The 427-nt window shown below is 48.5% G+C and carries 1 pseudogene; it reads left to right on the top strand.

Annotated features, from left to right (window positions below):
* A pseudogene (locus A3735_RS30790) lies at window positions 1-427 on the top strand (bifunctional (p)ppGpp synthetase/guanosine-3',5'-bis(diphosphate) 3'-pyrophosphohydrolase); the annotation flags it as partial.

The raw sequence follows: 427 nt of genomic DNA, 5'->3' as shown, positions 1-427 counted from the left end.
ACAAACTCAGTTCAATAAGGTGGATGACCTATTTGCGGCGATTGGTGCAGGAGACGTGAAGCCAACGCATATAGCGAATGTTGCTCAGAAAATTCTGCAGCCTAAAGAACAGCAATTGGATCTTCGTCTTGGTGCACCACAGCAGAAAGCGGCGAATAGTGCTGGGCGAGATGATATCAAGATCAAGGGCGTTGGGCGCTTACTAACAACTATGGCGAAGTGTTGCCAGCCTGTGCCAGGAGACCCAATTACGGGTTATATAACAGTTGGACGAGGCGTCTCGATACACCGACAGGATTGTATGAATTTGCTCCAGCTTGAAGACTTGGAGCCAAATCGTATTATAGAAGTTTCCTGGGGCTATGAAGCCGATGCAGCCTATGGTGTGGGTATTGAGATTCAAGCCTATGACCGAGAAGGCCTGCTT

The organism is Oleiphilus sp. HI0061 (assembly GCF_001635675.1).
This window is presented reverse-complemented; position numbering and strand designations above follow the sequence as displayed.